This is a genomic window from Stenotrophomonas maltophilia complex sp. Om-AH-Sm3 (genome assembly GCF_059337855.1).
Map to the genome: position 1 here is coordinate 166,655 of NZ_JBYBLQ010000010.1, position 7,388 is coordinate 174,042.

General features: G+C 67.7%; 7 protein-coding genes. 4 read left to right on the forward strand and 3 right to left on the reverse strand.

The features are described from left to right. Positions 1-19: 19 nt before the first annotated feature. The 3 genes from AC10QF_RS13955 to dtd form a co-directional block, all read right to left on the reverse strand. Positions 20-331, reverse strand: a complete 312-nt coding sequence (locus AC10QF_RS13955) for a hypothetical protein (protein WP_494542390.1) — start codon at positions 329-331, stop codon at positions 20-22. Between the two features lie 265 nt (positions 332-596). Continuing rightward, positions 597-2,450 (reverse strand): RNA polymerase sigma factor RpoD, encoded by a 1,854-nt coding sequence (gene rpoD / locus AC10QF_RS13960; RefSeq protein WP_005419586.1) that lies wholly within the window; start codon positions 2,448-2,450, stop codon positions 597-599. Positions 2,451-2,540: 90 nt separating this feature from the next. Continuing rightward, positions 2,541-2,981: a D-aminoacyl-tRNA deacylase gene (dtd, locus tag AC10QF_RS13965; protein WP_049411932.1), complete on the reverse strand. Its 441-nt coding sequence runs from the start codon at positions 2,979-2,981 to the stop codon at positions 2,541-2,543. A 61-nt stretch (positions 2,982-3,042) separates the two neighbouring features. Here dtd and AC10QF_RS13970 point away from each other — a divergent pair, with 61 nt between their 5' ends. The 4 genes from AC10QF_RS13970 to AC10QF_RS13985 all read left to right on the forward strand — a co-directional run bounded on the left by AC10QF_RS13970 (position 3,043) and on the right by AC10QF_RS13985 (position 7,295). Further along, entirely contained in the window at positions 3,043-3,963 is a 921-nt protein-coding gene (locus tag AC10QF_RS13970; protein ID WP_049438517.1) for a lauroyl acyltransferase, read from the forward strand. Positions 3,964-4,050: 87 nt separating this feature from the next. Beyond that, positions 4,051-5,187, forward strand: coding sequence for a GTP cyclohydrolase II RibA (ribA, locus tag AC10QF_RS13975; protein WP_053496995.1), 1,137 nt, complete (start codon positions 4,051-4,053; stop codon positions 5,185-5,187). A 72-nt stretch (positions 5,188-5,259) separates the two neighbouring features. Next, entirely contained in the window at positions 5,260-5,760 is a 501-nt protein-coding gene (locus tag AC10QF_RS13980; protein ID WP_053496994.1) for a PH domain-containing protein, read from the forward strand. Continuing rightward, positions 5,757-7,295: a PH domain-containing protein gene (locus tag AC10QF_RS13985; RefSeq protein WP_494542391.1), complete on the forward strand. Its 1,539-nt coding sequence runs from the start codon at positions 5,757-5,759 to the stop codon at positions 7,293-7,295. The genes AC10QF_RS13980 and AC10QF_RS13985 overlap by 4 nt, the downstream gene beginning before the upstream one ends. The last annotated feature ends 93 nt before the right edge of the window (positions 7,296-7,388 follow it).

Here is a 7,388-nt window from a genome sequence, read left to right on the forward strand (position 1 = left end):
GGAGGCCACGCTCGATCGGCTACCCGGCAGCAGCCAGAGCCTCAGCAACACGCCCCAACCGCTTCTCCGCCACGTCCGCAAACCACATCTGCCGACGCAGATGTGCCCGGAACAGCGCCACCATCCTCCTGGCCTCTTCCAGTCCCTGCTGGTTGTCGCCGCTGAAGCCGGCAGGCAATCCAGCCTCAGACAGCGTCAGCAGCGCATACGTCGTCCGACGTGCAAACCCCAACGGATCCTCACACTCATCCCGCATCATCTCATCCCAGTTCAGCAGCAGCGGGAAATCGATTTGCACGGGCTCAGGCATATCGTGCTCCACGTCATTCATGGCGTGACTCCAGATGCATGACGAATCAGTGCCGCAGGCCGCATGTGATGTACGTGACCTGCTGCGCGCTTGCATCAGCGCCGATGAAGATCGGCCTGCCTACGCGATGTGTTGAGCATCTGCACGGTCGGCGTGCGGCCGCCGCGGGACGTAATCAAATGGCAGGTGCGACATCGTCAGGATCCGATCGGCATGGCCGGGAGCTACCAAAGAAAAACCCCGCACCAGGCGGGGTTTCTCTCAACGCTTCAACAGCCGCTGGCTATCAATCGATATCCAGGAAGCTGCGCAGCTGCTCCGAGCGGCTCGGGTGACGCAGTTTGCGCAGGGCCTTTGCTTCGATCTGGCGGATGCGCTCGCGGGTCACGTCGAACTGCTTGCCGACCTCTTCCAGCGTGTGGTCGGTATTCATGTCGATGCCGAAGCGCATGCGCAGCACCTTGGCTTCCCTCGGGGTGAGGCCGGCCAGTACGTCGCGCACGGTTTCAGACAGGTTGATGTTGGTGGTGTTCTCGATCGGGGACTCCACGTTGGTGTCCTCGATGAAGTCGCCCAGATGGGAATCCTCGTCGTCGCCGATCGGGGTTTCCATCGAGATCGGCTCCTTGGCGATCTTCATCACCTTGCGGATCTTGTCTTCCGGCATGTCCATTTCCTTGGCCAGCTCCTCCGGCGTAGCCTCGCGGCCGTACTGCTGGAGCATCTGGCGGGAAATGCGGTTCAACTTGTTGATCGTCTCGATCATGTGCACCGGGATACGGATGGTGCGCGCCTGGTCGGCGATCGAGCGGGTGATCGCCTGGCGGATCCACCAGGTGGCGTAGGTCGAGAACTTGTAGCCGCGGCGGTACTCGAACTTGTCCACGGCCTTCATCAGGCCGATGTTGCCTTCCTGGATCAGGTCGAGGAACTGCAGGCCACGGTTGGTGTACTTCTTGGCAATCGAGATCACCAGGCGCAGGTTGGCCTCGACCATTTCCTTCTTGGCCTTGCGCGCCTTGGCTTCGCCGTAGGCCATGGCACGGCTGATTTCCTTCAGCTCTTCCAGGTCCAGCTGGGTCAGCTTCTCGATGTCGATCGTCGCCTGCTGTTCGGCGATGATCTGGTCCTTCACTTCGCGCAGGGCCGACGACCACTTCTGCTTGCGCTTCAGTGCGTCTTCCACCCACTCCAGGTTGGTCTGGTTGCCTTCCCAGGAACGGATGAAGTCCTTGCGCGGCATGCGCGCGGTGACAGTGGCCAGGTTCAGCACACGGCGCTCATGCGACTTGATGTCGGCCATGGTGTCGCGCAGCTGCTTGGTCAGCACGTCGGTCAGCGGCAGCGGCAGCTTCAGGGTGACGAACACCGCCGACATCTCTTCGCGCAGGCGCGGCAGGTTCTTCTTGTCGCCCTTGGTCGCGGCCTTCTTGAAAGCGTTGAAGGCATCGCTCAGTGCCTGCATGCGCGCGGCGACTTCCTCCGGATCCGGACCGGTCGGTGCGGCTTCTTCATCGCCACCGTCGACATCGTCGTCCTCGTCCTCGTCGCCTTCGGCGTCCGCATCGGCGCTGTCATCGGCAACGACCGCCGGCGGTGCCGGCTCTTCGTCGACCAGGTCGTTGAAGCCGACGATCACTTCGGCCAGGCGCTTCTTGCCTTCCTTGTGGGCTTCGTAGTCGTTCAGCAGCGACTCGACCGAGACCGGGAACTGGCCCAGGGCGGCCTGGACCTGCGAAAGGCCTTCCTCGATGCGCTTGGCGATGGCGATTTCGCCTTCGCGGGTCAGCAGCTCGACGGTGCCCATTTCGCGCATGTACATGCGCACCGGGTCGGTGGTACGGCCACCTTCGGTGTCGAGCGCGCTCAGCGCGGCGGCAGCTTCTTCAGCCGCAGTGTCATCGACTTCGCGGTTGCCGGTGTTGCCATCGTTGAGAAGCAGGGTTTCCACATCCGGCGCAACTTCATGGACATCGATGCCCATGCCGTTGATCATGCCGATGATGTCTTCGATCTGTTCCGGGTCGACCATGTCGTCCGGCAGATGGTCATTGACTTCGGCGTAGGTCAGGTAGCCCTGTTCCAGGCCCTTGCTGATCAGTTGCTTGATTTCGGATTGGGCAGGACGTTCGTTGGCCATGTAGTGCTCGCGCCACCGGCTAGGGAGAAATAGGGAACGTAGCATTATACCAGCCCGGGGCCCCGCCTGCCGGGCGGTGGTCCCGCAGGCTCAGGGCCTGAGAAGGAAGGTCACGGGACCGTCATTGACCAGGCTGACGACCATATGGGCACCAAATCGGCCCGTTTCCACCCCGGGCGCGTGATTTTCACGACAGATGTCGACAAATCGATTGAACCCGCGTTCAGCCTCGTCCGGCGGTGCGGCGGTCGTGAAGCTGGGGCGCATGCCCGAACGGGTATCGGCGGCCAGGGTGAACTGGCTGACCAGCAGCAGGCCGCCACCGGTGTCGCGCAGCGACCGGTTCATCTTCCCGGCCTCGTCGGCGAATACCCGGTAGCCCAGCAGGCGCTCGGCCATCCGTCGCAGCTGGGCCTCGGTATCGCCCGGTTCCATGCCGACCAGGGCCAGCAGGCCGGGACCGATCTGCCCCACCACTTCCTCGTCGACATGGACGGCGGCCTGGCTGACGCGCTGGATCAGGACGAGCATCGTGGGCTTCCAATGAACAGGGCCGGCCACGATAGCAGCGCCCTTGGCTAAACTGGCGCCGATGAATCCGCAACGCAAAGCCCGGCTGGTCTACCGCGCCACCACCCTGTTCGCCCGCCTGCCCTGGCCAGTGCTGCGGGGGTTCGCGCATGCCCTGGCGTGGACGTGGGTCCGTCTCAACGCTCGCGAGAGCCGCGTCACCCGGCGCAACCTGGAACTGGCCTACCCGGAACTGGACGGTCCGGCGCGCGACCGCCTGCACCGCGAGCTGCTGCGCTCCACCGCCCTGCAGGCCATCGAGACTCTGCGGCTGTGGAGCCGGAGGCCGGCCGACAACCTGCACCTGCACCTGAAGCAGCGCCACGGCGAAGCCCTGTACGACGCGGCGCTGGCCAGCGGCAAGGGCGTGATCGTGGCCGCACCCCACTTCGGCAACTGGGAGCTGCTGAACCAGTGGCTGGCCTCGCGCGGGCACATCGCCATCGTCTACAAGCCTCCGGAGGACGAGGCCAGCGACGCCTTCCTGCAGCTGGTGCGCGGCGGCCAGAACGTGCAGCAGGTGCGCGCCGAGGGCCCCGCCGTGCGCCAGCTGTTCAAGGTACTCAAGGACGGTGGTGCCACCGGCATCCTGCCCGACCAGCAACCCAAGGCCGGCGACGGCGTGTTCGTGCCGTTCTTCGGCGTGCAGGCACTGACCATGACCCTGGTCAACCGGCTGGCCGAGCGCACCGGCGCCACCGTGCTGTATGGCTGGTGCGAGCGCATCGGGCCGGACATGGAATTCGCCCTGCACATCGAGCCGACCGACCCGGCCGTGGCCGACCCGGACCCGGAGGTGGCGGCCACCGCGCTCAACGCCGGCATCGAGCGCATCGCCCGCCGCGACCCGACGCAGTACCAATGGACCTACAAGCGCTATACGCTGCGGCCACCGGGCAGCGGCGAGGAAGACCCTTACGCGACCGAAGAGCATCCGCACTGACGGTCGCACCACGCGGGCCCGTCCGGCCCCTGCGACCGGCGGCCGCACCACGTTGAATACGACGCCGTCGCCCCCATAGAGACTGCGATGTCCGCCTCCCCCGGTCCTGCCATGCCTGCTGCCTCTTCCCTGTTCGGCGATCCCGCCGCGATCCGCTGCGAACGCGCGGTGGCCGAACTGCGTGCCGGTCGCCCGGTACTGCTCCACGATGGCCAGGGCCAGCGCCTGGCGGTGATTGCACTGGACAGCGCCACTGCCAGCAGCTTTGCCACGTTCGCCGGTGCCGCGCGCGAGCGCCACTACCTGTTCCTGACCGCGACCCGCGCCCGCGTGCTCGGCGTGGAAGCACCGGAAGGCGCGCGCCTGCCGCTGGCTGGCATTGCCTTCGATACCCTGCCCTCGCTGGGTTACCTGCGCGAGCCCGGCCCCATGCCCGACGGCTGGGCGGCCGGCGACGCCTTCGATGCCGGCGCGGTGGAGCTGGCCCGCCTGGGCCTGCTGCTGCCGGCGATGGTCGCGGTGCGCCTGGACGTGGATGACCACACTTTCGACGGTGCCGCCGAGGTGGCCCTGTGCGACCTGGCCGAAGGCGCAGCACATGCGGCCCACGACTACGAACTGGTGGCGCGTTCGCCGGTACCGCTGCGCGACGTCGGCATGACCACCTTCGCGGTGTTCCGCGGCGGAGTGGCCCAGCGCGACCAGGTCGCGATCATCGTCGGCGAACCGGACCTGTCGTCGGTGGTACCGGTACGCGTGCACTCCTCGTGCCTGACCGGCGACCTGTTCGGCTCGCTCAAGTGCGACTGCGGCGACCAGCTGCGGCGCGGGCTGCGCAAGCTGAAGGAACTGGGCGGCGGCGTGCTGCTGTACCTGGACCAGGAAGGCCGCGGCACCGGTATCGCCGCCAAGATGCGCGCCTATGGCTACCAGCACGACGGCCTGGATACCATCGACGCCGATGCACAGCTGGGCTTCGGTGCCGACGAACGCCGCTACGGCAGTGCGGTGGCGATGCTGCATGGCCTGGGCATTTCGCGCGTGGCTCTGCTCAGCAACAACCCGACCAAGGCACAGCGCCTGCGCAATGCCGGCATCGAGGTGCTGGACTGCATTCCGGTCACCGGCGAGATCACCGCGGAAAACGAACACTACCTGCGCACCAAGGCCGATCGTGCTGGCCACCTGCTGGATGTCGATGCGCTGATCCAGGCTGCCCAGTAACGCAGCCGACCTGCTACCGTCTGCGCGGTGCGGCCACCGCCGCCGCTCGCCCTGCCACCTGACGGAGCCCGCGTGACCGACGTCGCCCCCATCGCCCCGCCCACCGATGCCTGGCAGTCGCTGCCGCAACGTGCCGCCCGCCTGGCCGCACTGGAAGGCGCCTTCGGCGGACTGTTCGTGCCGGGTCTGCCACTGGCCGCAGCTGCCTGGTTCTTCGATCTGCCCGGCGGCCTGTGGACTGCCGCCCTGGGGCTGCTGATCGGCATCCTCTTCGGCGCCTGGCTCGGCCGCCGGCGACTGACCCGCACCCGCTGGCGCCTGGATGACCAGGGCCTGGGCCTGCGCCGCGACCTGATGTGGCAGCTGGAAACCCGCATTCCCATATCGCGCGTACAACACCTGGACCTGCGCCGGGGCCCGTTGGAGCGCCGCGCCGGCCTGGCCACGCTGATCGTGCACACTGCCGGCACCCGCATGAGCGCGGTCACCGTCAACGGCCTGGATGAAGCCGACGCCGAGCGCCTGCGCGACACCCTCTCGCACCAGCTCGACCAGGACGCTGACGCCCTGTGAGCCTGCCGCCGCCCCTGCCCGCATCGCTGCCTGCCGGTGGCGGGGACCATCGCCTGCACCCGTGGTCGTGGCTGTTCGTACTGCTGATGCAGCTGCGCCACTACTTCCTGCCGCTGGTCGCGCTGCTGGTGTTCGGCCAGCGTGGCGAGCGCGACCCGATGTGGGCGCAGTTGATTCCACTGTCGGCGATCGCGGCACTGGTGCTGGTCTCGGTGCTGCAGTACCTCAGCTACCGCTACCGCATCGGCAGCGATGCCATCACCGTGCGCAGCGGGCTGCTGGCGCGTAACCGCCGCGAGATCCCGTTCGCCCGCATCCACAACGTGGAAGTGCGGCAGAACCCGCTGCACCGGCTGTTCGGTGTGGCCGAGCTGCGCCTGGAATCGGCCGGCGGTGTGCGGCCGGAAGCCGAGATGCGGGTACTGAGGCTGGACCAGGCGCTGGCGCTGGAACGGCTGGTGCGCCAGCGTGGGCAGGCACCGCAGCCCGCCGGCGCCGTTGCCACTCCCTCGATCACCGGGACCGACACCGAACAGGTGCTGCTGCGCCTGTCGAGCTGGGACGTGGTGCGCATGGGCCTGCTCTCCAACCGCGGATGGGCACTGGCGATCGCCGCCTTCGGCGTGCTGTTCCAGACCGTGCCGCGGCCGGTGATGGACGCGGCCATCCAGCGTGGTGGCAGGGAGGCCTTCGGCTACGCAAGCCACCTGCATCCCGGCGTGGCCGGCGCCTTCCTGCTGCTGGCCGCAGCCCTGCTGCTGGGCTGGCTGGCGCTGCGGGCGTTGTCGGTGGTGCTGACCCTGCTGCGCTATCACGGCTTCACTCTCAGCGAGCAGGATCGCCGGCTGACCGTCTCGGCTGGCCTGGTCAGCCGAACCCGCAGCAGTGTCGCGCGTCGCCGCATCCAGGCCTGGACGCTGCACGAAACCACCCTGCATCGCTGGTTCGGCCTGCGCCAGCTGCGCATCGACAGCGCCGCCGGCGGCCCTTCGCGGGACCAGGACCGCGCCCTGCGCGAGCTGGCACCGCTGGCCCCGGCAATGCGCTGCGAGCAGTTGGTGCAGCACCTGCTGCCACAACTGCAGTGGCCACCGGCGCAGTGGCAGTCCATTCCGCAGCGTGGCTGGTGGCGGCTGTGCCTGGGCGCGCTGCTGCTGGTTCCCCTGCTGGCCGCCGCCGCGTACTGGCGCTGGGGATCATGGGGCCTGATCGTGCTGGCCTGGCTGCCGCTGGCGCTGCTGGTGGCCCACCGGCAGATGGCGCGCATGGGCTGGTATCTGGATGACCACTACGTCGCCGTGCGCGGCGGCTGGTGGAAGCGCTGGTGGCGCTGGGCCGAGCTGGACAAGGTGCAGGGCCTGCGCCTGCTGCGCTCGCCACTGGACAAGCTGCTGGGCACCAGCAGCCTGCAGCTGGATACCGCCGGCGCGCATGGCGATGTGGCATTGATCCTGCACTACCTGCCGCAGGCGCAGGCGCAACAGGTGATGGATCAACTGGCGGCCGCGCTGGCGCGGCGCAAGCTGCGCTGGTAGGTAGTGCCGGCCGCTGGCCGGCAACCGCACACATCCCCGAGGTTTCCCGACCGCGGCCGGGACCCCCAAAGACCAGGGTCGCGCACCCCCCCA